The sequence below is a fragment of the Mesorhizobium sp. B2-3-7 genome, from assembly GCF_006442695.1.
Taxonomy (GTDB): Bacteria; Pseudomonadota; Alphaproteobacteria; order Rhizobiales; family Rhizobiaceae; genus Mesorhizobium.
On sequence record NZ_VFVV01000003.1, the window covers coordinates 49,392 to 66,323 of the forward strand.

Consider the following 16,932-nt stretch of genomic DNA (forward strand, 5'->3'; position numbering starts at 1 on the left):
CCTTACAGCACTTCAGGCGCGAGCGAGATGATCTTCATGTGGTTCTTGGCGCGGAGTTCGCGCGGAACCGGTCCGAAGATACGCGTGCCGATCGGCTCTTTCTTGTTGTCGACGAGAACGGCCGCGTTCTTGTCGAAACGGATCACGCTGCCGTCCGGGCGGCGGATGTCCTTGGCCGTGCGAACCACGACCGCCTTCATCACATCGCCCTTCTTCACGCGGCCGCGCGGGATGGCTTCCTTGATCGACACCACGATGATGTCGCCTACGGAAGCGTATTTCCGCTTCGAGCCGCCCAGCACCTTGATGCACATGACACGACGGGCGCCGGAATTATCCGCGACGTCGAGGTTTGTTTGCATCTGAATCATGACTGGCCGCCTTCTTCTTTTCTAACGGGACGGGTTCTTCACCCCTCCCCGGTCTGTCCAAAATTCGTTTGTTTACGCCCAGAGATCAGGCTTGGTCCGAAGACACGACAATCCAGCGCTTGTCCTTGGAAATCGGCTTCGATTCCTGGATGAACACCTGATCGCCAACCTTGTGGGCGTTGTTCTCGTCGTGCGCCTTGTACTTCTTGGTCATGCGCACGGTCTTCTTCATCACGGGATGCGTGAAGCGCCGTTCGACCTTGACGACAACCGTCTTCTCGTTCTTGTCGCTGACGACGGTGCCCTGCAGAATGCGCTTTGGCATGGTTTTCGTCCTTAAGCCTTCTTAGCCGCGGACTTTTCCGCAGCGATGGTCTTGATACGCGCAATGTCCTTGCGGACCTGCCTCACGCGCGCGGTCTTTTCGAGCTGGCCGGTCGCCTTCTGGAAGCGCAGGTTGAACTGCTCCTTCTTCAGGCTGGCCAGGTCGTCGGTCAGCTGGTCCTGGGTCTTGGTCCGGATGTCTTCGGCTTTCATGATCAGCCCGTCCTTATTCTGCGATGCGCTGTACGAAGCGCGTCCTGACCGAGAGCTTGGCCGCGCCGAGACGCAGTGCCTCACGGGCGGTTTCTTCATTGACGCCGTCGATCTCGAACATGATCCGGCCCGGCTTGACGCGCGCCGCCCAGTAGTCGACCGCGCCCTTGCCCTTGCCCATGCGGACTTCGGTCGGCTTCGAGGTGACCGGCAGATCCGGGAAAATACGGATCCAGACACGGCCGGCGCGCTTCATCTCGCGGGTGATCGCGCGGCGGGCCGCTTCGATCTCGCGCGCGGTGACGCGGTTCGGCTCAAGCGCCTTCAGCCCGAAACCACCGAAATCCAGGTTGGTGCCGCCCTTGGCGGTACCGTGGATGCGGCCCTTGAACTGCTTGCGGAACTTTGTGCGCTTTGGCTGCAGCATCGTTCTAACTCCAAATTCCTAAATGTCTCAGGCGTTTTCGCGACGACGACCGCGTTCGCGATCACCACCACCACCGCCATGCGCATGATCGCCCTCGGTCGCGCGGCGCTCCGAAGCCATCGGGTCGTGCTCGAGGATCTCGCCCTTGAACACCCACACCTTGACGCCGCAGATGCCGTACGCCGTATTCGCCTCGGCCGTGCCGTAGTCGACATCGGCACGCAGCGTGTGCAGCGGCACGCGGCCTTCACGGTACCATTCCATGCGCGCGATTTCGGCGCCGCCGAGACGGCCCGAGCAGTTGATGCGGATGCCTTCGGCACCGAGGCGCATCGCCGACTGCACGGCACGCTTCATGGCACGGCGGAACGCGATGCGGCGCTCGAGCTGCTGGGCGATCGACTGCGCGACCAGGGTCGCGTCGATCTCCGGCTTGCGCACTTCGACGATGTTGAGGTGCGTCTCGGACTTGGTCATCTCCATCAGCTTCTTGCGAAGCTTCTCGATGTCGGCGCCCTTCTTGCCGATGATCAGACCCGGGCGCGCGGCATGGATGGTGACGCGGCACTTCTTGTGCGGACGCTCGATCACGACCTTCGAGATGGCAGCCTGCTTGAGCTCCTTCTCGAGGTACTTGCGGATCTTGATGTCCTCATGCAGCAGCTTGCCGTACTCGCCGGTGTTCGCGAACCAGCGCGAATCCCAGGTGCGGTTGATGCCGAGGCGAAGACCGATCGGATTGACTTTCTGGCCCATTATGCGGCCTCCCCTTTTTCTTCGACTTCACGAACGACGATCGTGAGGTGCGAGAACGGCTTCTCGATACGGCTGGCGCGACCACGGCCCCGGGCATGGAACCGCTTCATGACGATCGACTTGCCGACATAGGCTTCCGCCACGATCAGCGCATCGACGTCGAGGTCGTGGTTGTTTTCCGCGTTGGCGATCGCCGATTCCAGCGTCTTCTTGACCGTGCCGGAAATCCGCTTGGCCGAGAATTCCAGGTCGGAAAGCGCTGTCGCGACCTTCTTGCCGCGGATCAGCGCGGCAACCAGGTTCAGCTTCTGCGGGCTGATACGGATCGTGCGCAGTACGGCGCGCGCTTCGTTGTCAGCAAGCCTGCGCGGAGCTTTGGCCTTGCCCATGATTATTTCCTCTTCGCCTTCTTATCCGCGCCGTGACCGTAATAGGTCCGCGTCGGAGCGAATTCACCGAACTTGTGACCGACCATGTCCTCGTTCACCGAGACGGGAACATGCTTCTGGCCGTTGTAGACACCGAAGGTGAAGCCGACGAACTGCGGCAGGATGGTGGAGCGACGGCTCCACATCTTGATCACCTCATTGCGACCACCTTCACGAACCTTGTCCACCTTCTTGAGAAGGTAGCCGTCGATGAAGGGGCCTTTCCAAATAGAACGAGTCACTTGGCGTTACCTCTTCTTAGCTCTTGCGCTGATGGCGCGAGCGCAGGATGAACTTGTCGGTCGCCTTGTTGGACCGCGTCTTCTTGCCCTTGGTCGGCTTGCCCCACGGCGAGACCGGATGGCGGCCACCGGAGGTGCGGCCTTCACCACCGCCATGCGGGTGGTCGACCGGGTTCATGGTCACGCCGCGATTGTGCGGGCGCTTGCCACGCCAAACCGTGCGGCCGGCCTTGCCGTCGTTGATGTTGCCGTGGTCCGGGTTGGACACCGCACCGACGGTGGCCATGCAGGAGCCGTGAACGACACGCTGCTCGCCCGAGTTGAGGCGCAGGATCGCCATGCCCTGGTCGCGACCGACGAGCTGGGCGTAACCGCCAGCCGAACGGGCGACCTGGGCGCCCTTGCCCGGCTTCAGCTCGATGTTGTGGACGATCGTGCCGACCGGCATCGAGGCCAGCGGCATCGCATTGCCCGGCTTCACGTCGACCGCTTCGCCAGCCACGATCTTGTCGCCGGCGGCAAGGCGCTGCGGAGCGATGATGTAGGACAGCTCGCCATCGTCATACTTGATCAGCGCGATGAAGGCGGTGCGGTTCGGATCGTATTCAATGCGCTCGACCGTGCCGACGACGTCGAACTTGCGGCGCTTGAAATCGATGATGCGGTACGAACGCTTGTGACCGCCGCCGATGAAGCGTGCAGTGATGCGGCCGTAATTGTTACGGCCGCCCGACTTGGTCAGGCCCTCGGTCAGACCCTTGACGGGCTTGCCCTTGTAGAGGCCCGAGCGGTCGACGATGACCAGCTGACGGGTGCTCGGCGTTATCGGGTTGAATTTTTTAAGTGCCATTGTCCTGTCCTCGCGGCCTTGCTCAGAGACCCGTCGCGACGTCGATCGACTGGCCGTCGGCCAGCGTCACTACCGCCTTCTTGACGTCGCTCTGGCGGCCGATCGTGCCGCGGAAGCGCTTGATCTTGCCCTTGCGGACAAGCGTGTTCACGGCCATCACCTTGACGCCGAACAGCGCTTCAACGGCGGCCTTGATTTCCGGCTTCGACGCCTTCTTGGCGACGTTGAAGACGACCTGGTTCTGCTCGGAAGCCATGGTCGACTTTTCGGTGATCGCCGGGCTGACGATTACGTCGTAGTGACGAAGGTCGGTCATTTAAAGCGCTCCTCGAGAGCCTCGACGGCGGCCTTCGAAAGGACCAGCGTGCCGCGGCGCAGAATGTCGTAGACGTTGATGCCCTGGATGGGCAGCACGTCGATGTTCGGGATGTTGGTCGCGGCCAGCTTGAAGTTCCGGTCGAGCTCGGCGCCACCAATCACCAGGGCGTTCGTCAGGCCCAGCGTCGCGAAATTCGCGATCAGCGCCTTGGTCTTTGCCTCGGTCAGCTTCAGCTCGTCGATGACGATGATCGACGCGCTCTTGGCCTTGGCCGAGAGAGCATGCTTGAGGCCGAGCGCGCGGACCTTCTTCGGCAGCTCGTGCTCGTGGCTGCGAACGACCGGGCCGTGAGCCTTGCCGCCGCCGCGGAACTGCGGAGCGCGTGCCGAATGGTGACGGGCGCGGCCCGTACCCTTCTGTTTGTACATCTTGGCGCCGGTGCGCGCGATCTCGGCGCGGCCCTTGGCCTTGTGCGTGCCCTGCTGCTTCTTGGCGAGCTGCCAGCGCACGACGCGCTGCAAAATGTCCTCGCGCGGATCAAGGCCGAAAATCTCCTCGGAGAGTTTCACCTTGCCGGCGTCCTTGCCGCCCAGCGTTGTGATCTTGAGATCCATTATTCCGCTCCCTCTGTGGCCGGAGCCTCATTCTTCGTGCCCATACCGGCAGCAACTGGGCGGATCGCGGCGGGCTTCGGCGCATTGGCCGGAAGCGCCACCTTGGCGGCGTCGCGAACCAGGATCCACGCACCCTTCGACCCGGGAACCGCGCCGCGGATCAGGATCAGGCCGCGGTCGGCATCGGTCGAGACGATCTCGACGTTCTGCGTGGTGACGCGCGTGTCGCCCATGTGGCCGGCCATCTTCTTGCCCTTGAACACCTTGCCGGGGTCCTGGCGCTGGCCGGTCGAGCCGTGCGTCCGGTGCGAGACCGAGTTACCGTGGGTCGCGCGGCCACCACCCATATGGTGGCGCTTGATGACGCCCTGGAAACCCTTGCCGATCGTCGTGCCGGTGACGTCGACCTTCTGGCCGGCGACGAAATGCTCGACGGTGATCTCGGCGCCGACATCGATCATGTTGTCGGCGGAGACGCGGAACTCGGCAAGCTTGGCCTTCGGCTCGACGGAAGCGGTCGCGAAATGGCCGCGCATCGCCTTCGACGTGTTCTTCACCTTGGCAAGGCCAACGCCGAGCTGAACGGCGGTGTAGCCATTCTTCTCCTGCGTGCGCTGCGCCACGACCTGGCAGTTCTCCATCTGGAGAACGGTGACGGGAACATGTTCCCCGGCATCGTTGTAGATGCGGGTCATTCCCACCTTCTTTGCAATCACACCTGAACGCATCGGTTCAATTCCTTTAGAGTTCCGGGCCAGGGGCACCGCCCCTTACCGCGCTCTCATTCCCTTAGAGCTTGATCTCGACGTCGACACCGGCGGCCAGATCGAGCTTCATCAAAGCATCGACGGTCTGCGGGGTCGGATCGACGATATCGAGCAGACGCTTGTGCGTGCGCATCTCGAACTGCTCGCGGCTCTTCTTGTCGACGTGAGGCGACCGGTTGACCGTGAACTTTTCGATCCGCGTCGGCAGCGGAATGGGGCCGCGGACGTTGGCACCGGTGCGCTTGGCCGTCGACACGATTTCGCGCGTCGAGGCGTCGAGCACCCGGTGATCAAACGCCTTCAGGCGGATGCGGATATTCTGTCCGTTCATGCGTCACTTCCTTGTTCTGGCGCGGCGCGGGCACCCGCGCCCGCGACAGATCGGTTTAAGTCCAAATTACTCTTTGATGGTGACGACGATGCCGGCACCGACGGTGCGGCCGCCTTCACGGATGGCGAAGCGCAGCTTCTCTTCCATGGCGATCGGCACGATCAGCTCGACGTCGACCGTGATGTTGTCGCCGGGCATCACCATCTCGGTGCCGGCCGGCAGCGACACGATGCCGGTCACGTCGGTGGTGCGGAAGTAGAACTGCGGACGGTAGTTGGTGAAGAACGGCGTGTGACGGCCACCCTCGTCCTTGGTCAGGATGTAGGCTTCGGCCACGAACTTCTTGTGCGGCTTCACCGAACCGGGCTTGGCCAGAACCTGGCCGCGCTCGACACCTTCACGGTCGACACCGCGCAGCAGCGCGCCGATGTTGTCGCCGGCCTGGCCCTGGTCGAGCAGCTTGCGGAACATCTCGACGCCCGTGCAGGTCGTCTTCGTGGTCGGACGGATGCCGATGATCTCCAGCTCTTCGCCGACCTTGACCACGCCGCGCTCGACGCGACCGGTCACGACCGTGCCGCGGCCCGAGATCGAGAACACGTCCTCGATCGGCATCAGGAACGGCTTGTCGAGCGGACGAACCGGCGTCGGGATGTAGGCGTCGACCTGAGCCATGAGCTCGCGGATCGCGTCCTCGCCGATCTTCTTGTCCGAATCTTCAAGCGCCGCCAGCGCCGAACCCTTGACGATCGGAATGTCGTCGCCGGGGAACTCGTTCTTGGTCAGCAATTCGCGAACCTCGAGCTCGACCAGCTCAAGCAGCTCGGCATCGTCGACCTGGTCGACCTTGTTCAAAAACACCACGATCGACGGCACGCCGACCTGGCGGGCCAAAAGGATGTGCTCGCGGGTCTGCGGCATCGGGCCGTCGGCGGCCGACACAACCAGGATCGCGCCGTCCATCTGCGCGGCACCGGTGATCATGTTCTTCACATAGTCGGCGTGGCCGGGGCAGTCGACGTGGGCGTAGTGGCGGTTCTCCGTCTCGTACTCGACGTGAGCCGTCGAAATGGTGATGCCGCGCGCCTTCTCTTCCGGCGCCGCGTCAATCTGGTCATAGCGCTTGTATTCGCCAAAATACTTGGTGATCGCTGCCGTCAAAGACGTCTTGCCATGATCAACGTGGCCAATCGTGCCGATGTTCACATGCGGCTTGGTGCGCTCGAATTTACCTTTTGCCATGTGATGTCTCCATTCCTGCTCGCCCGTACGGGCTCTTAATTAAGTTGCCGCAGCACCCTGCCGGGTTACGCGTATTTCTTCTGGACTTCCTGGGCGACCGCGGTCGGGACCGGCTCGTAATGGTCGAACTGCATCGTGTATGCCGCACGGCCCTGGCTCATCGAGCGCAGATTGTCGACGTACTTGAACATGTTGGCGAGCGGCACCATCGCGTTGATGACGACTGCCACGCCGCGGGCTTCCTGGCCCTGGATCTGGCCACGACGGCCGTTGAGGTCGCCGATGACACCGCCGACATAATCTTCCGGCGTCACGACCTCGACCTTCATGATCGGCTCGAGCAGCTGCACGCCGAGCTTCGGCGAAGCTTCCATAAAGCAAGCGCGGGAAGCGATTTCGAATGCGAGCACCGAAGAGTCGACGTCGTGGAAAGCGCCGTCGATCAAGGTAGCTTTGACGCCGATCATCGGGAACCCGGCAAACGGGCCGGAACCCATCTTGCTCAGCAGGCCCTTCTCGACACCCGGGATGTATTCCTTCGGCACAGCGCCGCCGACGATCTTGGATTCGAACACGAAATCCTCGCCATCGGGGTTCGGCTCGAACACGATCTTCACGCGGGCGAACTGCCCGGTACCACCGGTCTGCTTCTTGTGCGTGTAGTCCTGCTCGTGCCTGCGGGTGATCGTCTCGCGATAAGCCACCTGCGGCGCACCAACATTGGCCTCGACCTTGAACTCGCGGCGCATGCGGTCGACGATGATGTCGAGGTGCAGCTCGCCCATGCCGGAAATGATGGTCTGGCCGCTTTCCTCGTCGGTCTTGACGCGGAAGGACGGATCCTCGGCAGCCAGGCGATGCAGAGCGAGGCCCATCTTTTCCTGGTCGTTCTTGGTCTTCGGCTCGATGGCGATCTGGATGACCGGATCGGGGAATTCCATACGCTCGAGGATGACCGGATGAAGCGGATCGCACAGCGTGTCGCCGGTGGTCGTGTCCTTGAGACCTGCGAGAGCGACGATGTCGCCGGCATAGGCCTCTTCAACGTCGGCACGGGAATTCGCATGCATCTGCAGCATGCGGCCGATGCGCTCTTTCTTGCCCTTCACGGTGTTGTCGACCGAGATGCCCTTGGTGAGCTTGCCCGAATAGATGCGGGCAAAGGTCAGCGAACCGACGAACGGGTCGTTCATAATCTTGAACGCCAGCATCGACAGCGGCTCGTCGTCGACGGCGTGACGCTCGATCTCGGCGTCGGTCTTGGCATCGACACCCTTGATCGCGGGCACATCGGCCGGCGACGGCAGGTATTCCACGACCGCGTCGAGCAGAGGCTGCACGCCCTTGTTCTTGAATGCCGAGCCGCAGAACATCGGGAAGAACTTGACCGCGATGGTGCCCTTGCGGATCAGCGCGCGGATCTCGTCATTCGACGGCATCTTGCCTTCGAGGTAGTTTTCAAGAGCCGTCTCGTCCATCTCGACGGCGGCCTCGATCATCTTCTCGCGGTATTCCTCGGCGCGGGCCTTGAGGTCGGCCGGGATCTCGACGACATCCCAGGCAGCGCCCAGCGTCTCGTCGCGCCAGACCAGCGCGTTCATCTCGACCAGGTCGACAACGCCCTTGAATTCGGTCTCGGCGCCGATCGGCAGCTGCATGACGACAGCCTGCGCACCAAGGCGCGAGCCGATCATCTCGACCGAGCGGTAGAAGTCGGCGCCGGTCTTGTCCATCTTGTTGCAGAAGATCATGCGCGGCACGCGGTACTTGTCGGCCTGGCGCCAGACGGTTTCCGTCTGCGGCTCCACACCGGCATTGGCGTCGAGCAGCGCGATGGCACCGTCAAGCACGCGCAGCGAACGCTCGACCTCGATGGTGAAGTCGACGTGTCCGGGCGTGTCGATGATGTTGAAGCGGTGCATCTTGCCGTCACGGCCCTTCCAGAAGGTCGTGGTCGCGGCCGACGTGATCGTGATGCCGCGTTCCTGCTCCTGCTCCATCCAGTCCATGGTCGCGGCGCCGTCGTGCACTTCGCCGATCTTGTGCGACTTGCCCGTGTAATAGAGGACGCGCTCGGTGGTCGTCGTCTTGCCGGCGTCGATATGCGCCATGATACCGAAATTGCGGTAGTCTTCGATTTTATATTCGCGGGCCATCGTAACTGCCTCTCAGTCTCTTTCGCGCTTTACCAGCGGTAGTGCGCGAAGGCGCGGTTGGCTTCAGCCATCTTGTGGGTGTCTTCACGCTTCTTCACGGCGGTGCCGCGGTTGTTGGCCGCGTCCATCAGCTCGCCGGAGAGGCGGTCGACCATGGTGGTCTCGTTGCGGTTGCGGGCCGCGGCGATCAGCCAGCGGATGGCCAACGCCTGACGGCGCTCGGGGCGCACGTCGACCGGAACCTGGTAGGTGGCGCCGCCGACGCGACGCGAACGCACTTCCACATGCGGCGCGACATTGTCGAGCGCCTGATGGAAGACGGTGACCGGCTCCTGCTTGGTTTTCGACTGGACCTGGTCGAGCGCGCCGTAGACGATGGTCTCGGCAACCGACTTCTTGCCGTCATACATGACGGCGTTCATGAACTTGGTGACGATCAGATCGCCGAACTTGGGGTCCGGATTGATCTCACGCTTTTCTGCACTGTGACGACGGGACATGGCTTTTGTCTCTCAATCTCTCATAGCCCGGCGCAGTCAAAAAAGCGCCGAAGCCGGAAAACCTTACTTCGGACGCTTGGCACCGTATTTCGAACGGCGCTGCTTGCGGTTCTTCACACCCTGCGTGTCGAGCACTCCGCGGATGATGTGGTAACGGACACCCGGAAGGTCCTTGACGCGGCCGCCGCGGATCATGACCACGGAGTGCTCCTGAAGGTTGTGACCTTCGCCGGGGATGTAACCGATCACCTCGAAACCATTGGTCAGGCGGATCTTGGCCACCTTGCGCAGCGCCGAGTTCGGCTTCTTCGGCGTCGTTGTGTAGACGCGCGTGCAGACGCCCCGCTTCTGCGGGTTCTGCTGCATGGCCGGGACCTTGTTGCGCTTCACCGGCGCAATGCGCGGCTTGCGGATCAGCTGGTTGACGGTAGGCATTAAACCCTCTTGTCTCTCAATTCCGTGTCTCGTGCCGGTCAAGGCTCGCTCAAAGCGTCATTTCCATACGCAAATTCGGGCCACAAACCGCGCCTTGCGGTCTTGCCCGAACAAATCGCAGAGGAAGCGGATACCGCTTCGTGCACGCCGGAAATGTCTTTTCGCTCGTAAAACGAACCCTGTTTGAGGCAAACTCCAAAGCGTGTCGCTTCGGAAGGGAGAGCCTCACATCGGTTCTGACTGGGCGGCTTCTACTCGCAAGCCCGCGTACCGTCAACCCCGGAGCGGCAAATATTGCATTGAAGCCGGGGCTTGGCAGCCATGCGTAAACCGCATGTAATTTTCTTTCGTCATTTTGCAAGGGCGAGGAAGAAAGTGACCGGGTTTTGGCTGTTGCGCGGCGCGGCTTCATGCGAAAAAGCCGCATGAACAGTCAAAGCCCCTCGCCGCGAAGGAATCGGCCCGTGAACGACAACGAGGAACGCCCGGTCACCATCATCACCGGCCGGGTGTGGAAGAGAAAAGGCGGCAAGCCGGAAGGCGTGCACGTCATGCTGGTTGCGCCTGATGACGATTCGGCGGTGCGCCGTGCGCTCGAATCGCTGGCGGCGGAGGGTTACGCCGAAGCCGAGCTCGACCAGATCGGCGACATGGAGGGCGAGCCCGACGAGGAGCCGCATCTTTCGGCCTTCCAGGGCGCGCTCGAAGGCGAAGTGTCGATCGTGACCTTTGACGTGCCGATCTGAAAGCGTGCCGGCCCTTGCCGTTCGAATCGCCGCTGAAGCCTTCCAACGAGTGAAAGGCCCACGCTGCAGCTCCGGCAAAGACGGAGTTGACCTTTCGGCTTCGGCTTGTCCGGGGCAAGTGTTCTGATAAGAAGCGCTCACCATCATCCACAGACGGAGCGGCCGTGTCCCAGCCCATCAAGATAGGTATTGTCGGTGTCGGCAAGATCGTCCGCGACCAACACCTTCCGGCGCTCGCCAAGGACCGGGACTACCGGCTGATCGCCGCTGCCAGCCGGCATGGCAAGGTTGAAGACATCCATAATTTTCCCGATATCGAGACGATGCTTGGCGCCGTTCCCGAACTCGACGCCGTCTCACTCTGCATGCCGCCGCAATTCCGCTACGCTGCGGCGCGCACCGCGCTCGAGGCGAAGAAGCACGTGTTCCTGGAAAAGCCGCCCGGCGCCACGGTCAGCGAGGTCGAGGACCTGAAGGCGCTGGCGACGAAACAGGGCGTGTCGCTGTTCGCCAGTTGGCATTCGCGCTATGCGCCGGCGGTTGAAGCGGCACGGACTTTTTTGGCCGCGACGCAAATCAAATCAGCGGCAATCGTCTGGAAGGAAGACGTGCGCCGCTGGCACCCGAACCAGGACTGGATCTGGCAGCCAGGCGGCTTCGGCGTCTTCGATCCAGGCATCAACGCGCTGTCGATCGCGACCTACATCCTGCCCGCCATGTACATCACCTCGGCCGCGCTCGACTTCCCGGAGAACCGCGACGCGCCGATCGCCGCCCAGGTCGCCTTCCGCGCGGCGAACGGGTCGGCGGTGACGATGGATCTGGATTGGCTCCAGACCGGGCCGCAGAGCTGGGACATTCTCGCCGATACCGATGCCGGCAAGATGGTGCTCTCGGGCGGTGGCTCGAAACTCTCCATCGACGGCCGCGTCGTCCATGAAGAACCGGAATCGGAATATCCTGAACTCTACAGGCGTTTCGCCGAAATCGTGCGCGCCGGCACTTCCGATGTCGATCTCGCGCCCCTCCAGCATGTCGCCGACGCCTTCATGCTCGGCAAGCGCAATGTGGTCGAGGCGTTCTTCGACTGAATAGCGACTGTCGCCCGGATCGCGGATCCGGTCCGCCTATCGCAACAACTCAATCGACAATCGCTATGGCGAACCCGTCATAGCCCTTGGCGCCGACAGTCTGGATCGCGGTGCCGTCCAGGCGCTTGTCGCCGCCGATGAAGGAGAACGCCGCGCGTGCACCTTCGACGTTGGCGTCGCGACCATCCTCGTCGAGCACCGTGCCGTCGCGAATGACGTTGTCGCAGACGATGACCGTTCCCGAGCGCGACAGCCGCATGGCCCAGGAGAGATAGTTGCGGTTGTTAGGCTTGTCGGCGTCGATGAAAACGAGGTCGAACGGCCCGGCGTCTTCGGCCCCCAGCGCAGCGAGCGACTGCAGCGCCGGCCCGACCCGCAGATCGACCTGTTCGGAAACCCCTGCCCGCTCGAAATTCGAACGCGCGACCTTGGCGTGGTGCGGATCGAGTTCGAGCGTCACGATTTTTCCGCCGGCCGGCAATCCCCGCGCCATCCAGATGGTGGAATAACCGCCCAGCGTACCAATCTCGAGCACCTTTTTCGCGCCGCGAATGCGCACCAGCAGCGAGAGCAGCTTTCCTTGCGTCGCCGAGACGTCGATCGCCGGCAAGCCACCGTCGCGGTTGGCCGCCAGGACCGCGTCGAGAACGGGATCCGCCTCGAAGAGCGAGGAAACGATGTAGTTATCGACAGCCGTCCAGGTTTTCGTGCTCATCTGCCTTCCTCGATTGTTCGTTGAAACGAAAAAGCCGCCGGGTTGCCCCGGCGGCCTTGTTGCCTGAGATCTCTTGCCGCCGCGCTTATTGCGCGGCGGTTGTCATGTCGGCCAGCATCGGCTCGGCGACTTCGACACCGGAGGCCTTGCGGCGCTCGTCGATGATCAGTTCGTCGCGCGAGGTGGCGATGCGGCGGATCTGGCTCATCGTGCCGCCGGTACCGGCCGGGATCAGCCGGCCGACGATGACGTTTTCCTTCAAGCCCTGCAGCATGTCGGTCTTGCCGGCAACCGCGGCTTCCGTCAGCACCCTGGTCGTCTCCTGGAAGGAGGCGGCCGAGATGAAGGACGGCGTCTGCAGCGAGGCCTTGGTGATGCCGAGCAGCACCGGCTGGCCTTCGGCCGGCTTCTTGCCGTCCTCGACCAGGCGCTCGTTGACCTCTTCCAGTTCGATCACGTCGACGTGGTCGCCCGGAATATAGGTCGAGTCGCCCTGCGTGGTGATCTCGACCTTCTGCAGCATCTGCCGAACGATCACCTCGATGTGCTTGTCGTTGATCGACACGCCCTGCAGACGGTAGACCTCCTGGATCTCGTTGACGAGGTAGGACGCAAGCGCCTCCACGCCCTTGATCGCCAGGATGTCGTGCGGCGCCGGATTGCCGTCGAGGATGTAGTCGCCCTTCTCGATGACGTCGCCGTCCTGGAGATGGAACGGCTTGCCCTTCGGGATCAGGTATTCGACAGGCTCAAGCGTCGAGTCATGCGGCTCGATGATGATGCGGCGCTTGTTCTTGTAGTCGCGGCCAAAGCGGATCGTACCATCGATCTCTGCGATGATGGCGTGATCCTTCGGACGACGGGCCTCGAACAGCTCGGCAACACGCGGCAGACCGCCGGTGATGTCCTTGGTCTTGGCGCTTTCCATCGGGATACGCGCCAGGACGTCGCCGGGGCGAACCTGAGCACCCGGCTCGACCGAGAGAATGGCCTCGACCGAGAGCAGGAAGCGGGCATCGCCGCCCTTCGACAGCTTGCCGACCTTGCCCTTGGCGTCCTGAACCACGATCGCCGGCTTCAGGTCGTTGCCGCGCGGCGTCGAACGCCAGTCGATAACCTCGCGCTTGGTGATGCCGGTCGACTCGTCGGCCGTTTCCTGGACGGAAATGCCGTCGACCAGATCCTCGAACGCCACCTTGCCCTCGATTTCGGTGAGGATCGGGCGGGTGTAAGGATCCCACTCGGCGATGCGCTGGCCGCGCTTCACCTTGTCGCCATCGTCCACGAAGATGCGCGAACCATAGGTGACGCGGTGCGTGGCGCGCTCCTTGCCGGCCTCGTCGAGGATCAGCACCGCCATGTTGCGGCCCATGACCATCTGCTGGCCGTCCGAGTTGCGCACCACGTTGCGGTTGCGGATCTCGACCTTGCCCTCATAGGAGGCTTCAAGGAACGAGCTATCCACCACCTGCGCCGTACCGCCCATGTGGAAGGTACGCATGGTGAGCTGGGTGCCCGGCTCGCCGATCGACTGCGCCGCGATGACGCCGACGGCCTCGCCCTGGTTGACCGGGGTGCCCCGGGCCAGATCGCGTCCGTAGCAGACCGCGCAGACGCCGACCCTGACTTCGCAAGTCAGCGCCGAGCGGATGCGGACCGACTGCACGCCGGCCTTTTCGATCTGCTCCACGTCGCGCTCGTCCATCAGCGTTCCGGCCTTGACCAGCAATTCGCCGGTCACCGGATGGTTGATGTCGTCGAGCGCGGTGCGGCCCAGCACGCGCTGGCCGACCGAAGCGACGACCTGACCGGCATCGACGATCGGCTGCATGGTGAGGCCCTTGTCGGTGCCGCAATCCACGGAGTTGACGATGCAGTCCTGCGCCACGTCGACCAGACGACGGGTGAGGTAGCCCGAGTTCGCCGTCTTCAATGCGGTGTCTGCCAGGCCCTTGCGGGCGCCGTGGGTCGAGTTGAAGTACTCGAGCACGGTCAGGCCTTCCTTGAAGTTCGAGATGATCGGCGTCTCGATGATTTCACCCGACGGCTTGGCCATCAGGCCGCGCATGCCGGCGAGCTGGCGCATCTGGGTGGGCGAGCCGCGCGCACCGGAGTGCGACATCATGTAGATCGAGTTCATCGGCTTCTGACGGCCATTGTCCTCGAACTCGACCGCCTTGATGCGGGCCATCATTTCGTCGGCGACCTTTTCCGAGCACTTGGCCCAGGCGTCGACGACCTTGTTGTACTTCTCGCCCTGCGTGATCAGGCCGTCATTGTACTGCTGCTCGTATTCCTTGGCCAAGGCCTCGGTGTCCGACACCAGCTTGATCTTGGTATCCGGGATCAGCATGTCGTCCTTGCCGAACGAAATGCCGGCACGGCAGGCATGGGCGAAACCGAGCGCCATGATGCGATCGCAGAAAATGACCGTCTCCTTCTGACCGCAATGGCGGTAGACGGTGTCGATCATCTTGGAGATGTTCTTCTTGGTCATCTCCTGGTTGGCGGTCTCGTAAGGCACGTTGACGTTCTTCGGCAGAAGCTCGCCGATAATCATGCGGCCAGGCGTGGTGTCGTAGATCTTCGACACGACCTTGCCCTCGGCGTCGACCGAGCGGAAGCGGCCCTTGATCTTGGCGTGCAGGGTCACCGCCTTGGTCTCGAGCGCGTGCTGGAGTTCGCCCATATCGGCAAACACCATGCCCTCGCCCGGCTCGTTCTGGTTGACGATCGAGAGGTAGTAGAGACCCAGAACCATGTCCTGCGACGGCACGATGATCGGCGCGCCGGAAGCCGGGTGCAGGATGTTGTTGGTCGACATCATCAGCACGCGGGCTTCCAACTGCGCTTCCAGCGACAGCGGCACGTGGACCGCCATCTGGTCGCCGTCGAAGTCGGCGTTGAAGGCCGTGCAGACCAGCGGATGCAGCTGGATCGCCTTGCCTTCGATCAGGATCGGCTCGAACGCCTGGATGCCGAGGCGGTGCAGCGTCGGCGCGCGGTTCAAGAGCACCGGATGCTCGCGGATGACCTCGTCGAGGATATCCCAGACTTCCGGACGCTCCTTCTCGACCAGCTTCTTGGCCTGCTTGACGGTCGAGGAGTAACCCTTGGCGTCGAGGCGGGCGTAGATGAAGGGCTTGAACAGTTCGAGCGCCATCTTCTTGGGCAGGCCGCACTGGTGCAGCTTGAGCTCCGGACCGGTGACGATGACCGAACGGCCGGAATAGTCGACGCGCTTGCCGAGCAGGTTCTGGCGGAACCGGCCCTGCTTGCCCTTGAGCATATCCGACAGCGACTTCAGCGGACGCTTGTTGGCGCCGGTGATGACCCGGCCACGGCGGCCGTTGTCGAACAGCGCGTCGACGGCCTCCTGCAGCATGCGCTTTTCATTGCGCACGATGATGCCGGGGGCACGCAGCTCGATCAGCCGCTTCAGACGGTTGTTGCGGTTGATGACGCGTCGATAGAGATCGTTGAGGTCCGACGTCGCGAAACGTCCGCCGTCCAGCGGGACGAGCGGGCGCAGGTCCGGCGGGATCACCGGAACCACCTTCATGATCATCCATTCCGGACGGTTGCCGGACTCCATGAAGTTCTCGACGACCTTGAGCCGCTTCAGATACTTCTTCTGCTTCAGCTCGGACGTGGTCGAAGCCAGCTCCGAACGCAGGTCGCCGGCGATCTTCTCCAGGTCCATGCCGGCCAGAAGGTCATGAATGGCCTCGGCGCCGATCATGGCGGTGAAGCTATCCTCGCCATATTCGTCGACGGCGATCATGTACTCTTCCTCGCTGAGCAGCTGGTGCTCCTTCAGCGCGGTGAGGCCGGGTTCGGTGACGATATAGTTCTCGAAGTAGAGGACGCGCTCGATGTCCTTCAGGGTCATGTCGAGCAGCGTGCCGATGCGCGAGGGCAGCGACTTCAGGAACCAGATATGAGCGACGGGTGCCGCCAGCTCGATATGGCCCATGCGCTCGCGGCGAACGCGCGACAGCGTGACTTCGACACCGCACTTTTCGCAGATGACGCCCTTGTACTTCATGCGCTTGTACTTGCCGCACAGGCACTCGTAGTCCTTGATCGGGCCAAAAATGCGCGCACAGAACAGACCGTCACGCTCCGGCTTGAAGGTGCGGTAGTTGATGGTCTCCGGCTTCTTGATCTCGCCGAACGACCAGGACAGAATCTTCTCAGGGCTGGCGAGCGATATCCGGATGGAATCGAACACCTGCGCCGGCGCCTGGGGATTGAAGAGATTCATGACCTCTTGGTTCATGCCGTTCTCCTTTCGGGGTCCTCGAAAACCCCTTGCATCTGATGCGGGGCAAATGCCCGCTGAGTGGTCGGCCCACCGGCCGAAGAATTTGGTGCACCCGGTCGCGGGAGCCTCTCCCGCGAC

The 16,932-nt window shown here is 62.6% G+C and carries 20 protein-coding genes; 2 read left to right on the top strand and 18 right to left on the bottom strand.

The window, feature by feature from the left end; translation table 11 throughout:
* Window positions 1-2: 2 nt before the first annotated feature.
* The 16 genes from rplN to rpsL all read right to left on the bottom strand — a co-directional run bounded on the left by rplN (window position 3) and on the right by rpsL (window position 9,975).
* Window positions 3-371 carry a 50S ribosomal protein L14 gene (gene rplN, locus FJ940_RS06945; protein ID WP_006205457.1) on the bottom strand — a complete coding sequence of 123 codons (369 nt, stop codon included), beginning with the start codon at window positions 369-371 and terminating at the stop codon, window positions 3-5.
* Between the two features lie 85 nt (window positions 372-456).
* Entirely contained in the window at window positions 457-696 is a 240-nt protein-coding gene (gene rpsQ, locus FJ940_RS06950; protein WP_010909280.1) for a 30S ribosomal protein S17, read from the bottom strand.
* 11 nt (window positions 697-707) lie between these two features.
* On the bottom strand, window positions 708-908 hold the full coding sequence (gene rpmC, locus FJ940_RS06955; RefSeq protein WP_006205459.1) for a 50S ribosomal protein L29: 201 nt from the start codon (window positions 906-908) through the stop codon (window positions 708-710).
* A gap of 13 nt (window positions 909-921) precedes the next feature.
* Window positions 922-1,335, bottom strand: a complete 414-nt coding sequence (rplP, locus tag FJ940_RS06960) for a 50S ribosomal protein L16 (RefSeq protein ID WP_027026963.1) — start codon at window positions 1,333-1,335, stop codon at window positions 922-924.
* Between the two features lie 27 nt (window positions 1,336-1,362).
* Complete coding sequence (rpsC, locus tag FJ940_RS06965) at window positions 1,363-2,091, bottom strand: 30S ribosomal protein S3 (RefSeq protein WP_140501263.1); 729 nt, start codon at window positions 2,089-2,091, stop codon at window positions 1,363-1,365.
* A complete protein-coding gene (rplV, locus tag FJ940_RS06970) occupies window positions 2,091-2,480 on the bottom strand; it encodes a 50S ribosomal protein L22 (RefSeq protein ID WP_006205462.1) in 390 nt (129 codons plus the stop codon). The genes rpsC and rplV overlap by 1 nt, the downstream gene beginning before the upstream one ends.
* Before the next feature lie 2 nt (window positions 2,481-2,482).
* Window positions 2,483-2,761, bottom strand: a complete 279-nt coding sequence (gene rpsS / locus FJ940_RS06975) for a 30S ribosomal protein S19 (protein ID WP_006205463.1) — start codon at window positions 2,759-2,761, stop codon at window positions 2,483-2,485.
* A gap of 16 nt (window positions 2,762-2,777) precedes the next feature.
* Window positions 2,778-3,611 carry a 50S ribosomal protein L2 gene (gene rplB / locus FJ940_RS06980; protein ID WP_140501261.1) on the bottom strand — a complete coding sequence of 278 codons (834 nt, stop codon included), beginning with the start codon at window positions 3,609-3,611 and terminating at the stop codon, window positions 2,778-2,780.
* A 22-nt stretch (window positions 3,612-3,633) separates the two neighbouring features.
* Window positions 3,634-3,927, bottom strand: coding sequence for a 50S ribosomal protein L23 (locus FJ940_RS06985; RefSeq protein ID WP_006205465.1), 294 nt, complete (start codon window positions 3,925-3,927; stop codon window positions 3,634-3,636).
* The gene (gene rplD, locus FJ940_RS06990; protein WP_140501259.1) at window positions 3,924-4,544 is read right to left on the bottom strand and encodes a 50S ribosomal protein L4; all 621 of its coding nucleotides are present in this window, start codon (window positions 4,542-4,544) and stop codon (window positions 3,924-3,926) included. Before rplD ends, FJ940_RS06985 begins: the two co-directional genes overlap by 4 nt.
* Window positions 4,544-5,272 (bottom strand): 50S ribosomal protein L3, encoded by a 729-nt coding sequence (gene rplC, locus FJ940_RS06995; RefSeq protein ID WP_140501257.1) that lies wholly within the window; start codon window positions 5,270-5,272, stop codon window positions 4,544-4,546. The genes rplD and rplC overlap by 1 nt, the downstream gene beginning before the upstream one ends.
* Window positions 5,273-5,333: 61 nt before the next feature.
* Window positions 5,334-5,642, bottom strand: a complete 309-nt coding sequence (gene rpsJ, locus FJ940_RS07000) for a 30S ribosomal protein S10 (RefSeq protein WP_006205468.1) — start codon at window positions 5,640-5,642, stop codon at window positions 5,334-5,336.
* Between the two features lie 66 nt (window positions 5,643-5,708).
* Window positions 5,709-6,884, bottom strand: coding sequence for an elongation factor Tu (gene tuf / locus FJ940_RS07005; RefSeq protein ID WP_140515452.1), 1,176 nt, complete (start codon window positions 6,882-6,884; stop codon window positions 5,709-5,711).
* Window positions 6,885-6,949: 65 nt separating this feature from the next.
* Window positions 6,950-9,040, bottom strand: coding sequence for an elongation factor G (gene fusA / locus FJ940_RS07010; protein WP_140525521.1), 2,091 nt, complete (start codon window positions 9,038-9,040; stop codon window positions 6,950-6,952).
* 29 nt (window positions 9,041-9,069) lie between these two features.
* On the bottom strand, window positions 9,070-9,540 hold the full coding sequence (gene rpsG, locus FJ940_RS07015) for a 30S ribosomal protein S7 (RefSeq protein WP_008875664.1): 471 nt from the start codon (window positions 9,538-9,540) through the stop codon (window positions 9,070-9,072).
* 63 nt (window positions 9,541-9,603) lie between these two features.
* Entirely contained in the window at window positions 9,604-9,975 is a 372-nt protein-coding gene (gene rpsL / locus FJ940_RS07020; protein WP_006333356.1) for a 30S ribosomal protein S12, read from the bottom strand.
* Window positions 9,976-10,439: 464 nt separating this feature from the next.
* Between rpsL and FJ940_RS07025 the strand changes: the two genes are divergently transcribed.
* Window positions 10,440-10,721 (top strand): transcriptional regulator, encoded by a 282-nt coding sequence (locus FJ940_RS07025; RefSeq protein WP_140501636.1) that lies wholly within the window; start codon window positions 10,440-10,442, stop codon window positions 10,719-10,721.
* A gap of 164 nt (window positions 10,722-10,885) precedes the next feature.
* A complete protein-coding gene (locus tag FJ940_RS07030) occupies window positions 10,886-11,812 on the top strand; it encodes a Gfo/Idh/MocA family oxidoreductase (protein ID WP_140561042.1) in 927 nt (308 codons plus the stop codon).
* 49 nt (window positions 11,813-11,861) lie between these two features.
* On the opposite strand, the gene FJ940_RS07035 is transcribed toward FJ940_RS07030, so the two are convergent.
* Together FJ940_RS07035 and rpoC are read right to left on the bottom strand one after the other, a co-directional pair.
* A complete protein-coding gene (locus tag FJ940_RS07035) occupies window positions 11,862-12,527 on the bottom strand; it encodes an O-methyltransferase (protein ID WP_140655952.1) in 666 nt (221 codons plus the stop codon).
* An 85-nt stretch (window positions 12,528-12,612) separates the two neighbouring features.
* Entirely contained in the window at window positions 12,613-16,809 is a 4,197-nt protein-coding gene (gene rpoC / locus FJ940_RS07040) for a DNA-directed RNA polymerase subunit beta' (protein ID WP_140561040.1), read from the bottom strand.
* Between the last annotated feature and the right edge of the window lie 123 nt (window positions 16,810-16,932).

Coding starts and splice junctions, on each gene's coding strand:
- rplN (WP_006205457.1), bottom strand. CDS start 371: ATGATTCAGATGCAAACAAACCTCGACGTCGCGGATAATTCCGGCGCC.
- rpsQ (WP_010909280.1), bottom strand. CDS start 696: ATGCCAAAGCGCATTCTGCAGGGCACCGTCGTCAGCGACAAGAACGAG.
- rpmC (WP_006205459.1), bottom strand. CDS start 908: ATGAAAGCCGAAGACATCCGGACCAAGACCCAGGACCAGCTGACCGAC.
- rplP (WP_027026963.1), bottom strand. CDS start 1,335: ATGCTGCAGCCAAAGCGCACAAAGTTCCGCAAGCAGTTCAAGGGCCGC.
- rpsC (WP_140501263.1), bottom strand. CDS start 2,091: ATGGGCCAGAAAGTCAATCCGATCGGTCTTCGCCTCGGCATCAACCGC.
- rplV (WP_006205462.1), bottom strand. CDS start 2,480: ATGGGCAAGGCCAAAGCTCCGCGCAGGCTTGCTGACAACGAAGCGCGC.
- rplB (WP_140501261.1), bottom strand. CDS start 3,611: ATGGCACTTAAAAAATTCAACCCGATAACGCCGAGCACCCGTCAGCTG.
- FJ940_RS06985 (WP_006205465.1), bottom strand. CDS start 3,927: ATGACCGACCTTCGTCACTACGACGTAATCGTCAGCCCGGCGATCACC.
- rplD (WP_140501259.1), bottom strand. CDS start 4,544: ATGGATCTCAAGATCACAACGCTGGGCGGCAAGGACGCCGGCAAGGTG.
- rplC (WP_140501257.1), bottom strand. CDS start 5,272: ATGCGTTCAGGTGTGATTGCAAAGAAGGTGGGAATGACCCGCATCTAC.
- rpsJ (WP_006205468.1), bottom strand. CDS start 5,642: ATGAACGGACAGAATATCCGCATCCGCCTGAAGGCGTTTGATCACCGG.
- tuf (WP_140515452.1), bottom strand. CDS start 6,884: ATGGCAAAAGGTAAATTCGAGCGCACCAAGCCGCATGTGAACATCGGC.
- fusA (WP_140525521.1), bottom strand. CDS start 9,040: ATGGCCCGCGAATATAAAATCGAAGACTACCGCAATTTCGGTATCATG.
- rpsG (WP_008875664.1), bottom strand. CDS start 9,540: ATGTCCCGTCGTCACAGTGCAGAAAAGCGTGAGATCAATCCGGACCCC.
- rpsL (WP_006333356.1), bottom strand. CDS start 9,975: ATGCCTACCGTCAACCAGCTGATCCGCAAGCCGCGCATTGCGCCGGTG.
- FJ940_RS07035 (WP_140655952.1), bottom strand. CDS start 12,527: ATGAGCACGAAAACCTGGACGGCTGTCGATAACTACATCGTTTCCTCG.
- rpoC (WP_140561040.1), bottom strand. CDS start 16,809: ATGAACCAAGAGGTCATGAATCTCTTCAATCCCCAGGCGCCGGCGCAG.